This window comes from Dokdonella ginsengisoli, from assembly GCF_042652785.1.
Lineage (GTDB): Bacteria > Pseudomonadota > Gammaproteobacteria > Xanthomonadales > Rhodanobacteraceae > Dokdonella_A > Dokdonella_A ginsengisoli.
In genome coordinates, this window is sequence record NZ_JBHSHD010000021.1 from 1 (window position 1) to 1,061 (window position 1,061).

Genomic DNA, 1,061 nt, shown 5'->3' on the forward strand with positions numbered 1-1,061 from the left:
GCAGACCTTCGTCCATCGCGATCGGCGCGATCAGCGTCACCACCATCTTCACGTTGTCGCCCGGCATCACCATCTCGACGCCTTCCGGCAGCTCGCACGCGCCCGTCACGTCCGTCGTACGGAAGTAGAACTGCGGACGGTAGCCCTTGAAGAACGGCGTGTGACGACCGCCCTCTTCCTTGCTCAGCACGTACACTTCCGCCTCGAACTTCGTGTGCGGCGTGATCGTGCCCGGCTTGGCCAGCACCTGACCGCGCTCCACTTCGTCGCGCTTCGTGCCGCGCAGCAGCAGGCCCGCGTTGTCGCCCGCCTGGCCCTGATCCAGCAGCTTGCGGAACATCTCCACGCCCGTCACCGTCGTCTTCACCGTCGGACGGATGCCCACGATCTCGATTTCGTCGCCCACCTTGATGATGCCGCGCTCGATTCGGCCCGTCACCACCGTGCCACGACCCGAAATCGAGAACACGTCTTCCACCGGCATCAGGAACGGCTTGTCGATGTCGCGCTGCGGCTCCGGAATCCAGCTGTCCAGCGCGTCCACCAGCTTCAGAATCGCCGGCACGCCGATTTCGCTCTGGTCACCTTCCAGCGCCTTCAGCGCCGATCCCTTGATGATCGGCGTGTCGTCGCCCGGGAAGTTGTACTTCGACAGCAGCTCGCGGATCTCCATCTCGACGAGCTCCAGCAGCTCCGCGTCGTCGACCATGTCCGCCTTGTTCATGAACACCACGATGTACGGCACGCCCACCTGGCGCGCCAGCAGAATGTGCTCGCGCGTCTGCGGCATCGGACCGTCCGCCGCCGAACACACCAGGATCGCGCCGTCCATCTGCGCCGCACCCGTGATCATGTTCTTCACGTAGTCCGCGTGACCCGGGCAGTCCACGTGCGCGTAGTGACGCGTCGGGCTCTCGTATTCCACGTGCGCCGTCGAAATCGTGATGCCGCGCGCCTTCTCTTCCGGCGCCGCGTCGATCTGGTCGTACGCCTTGAACTCGCCTCCGAAACGCTCCGCACCGATCTTCGTCAGCGCCGCCGTCAGCGTCGTCTTGCCGTGA

At 64.9% G+C, this 1,061-nt stretch carries 1 protein-coding gene; it reads right to left on the reverse strand.

Annotation, left to right across the window (positions count from 1 at the left end):
* Positions 1–1,061, reverse strand: a 1,061-nt coding sequence (gene tuf, locus ACFO6Q_RS20080) for an elongation factor Tu (RefSeq protein ID WP_380023017.1), incomplete at both ends; no start/stop codon positions are given.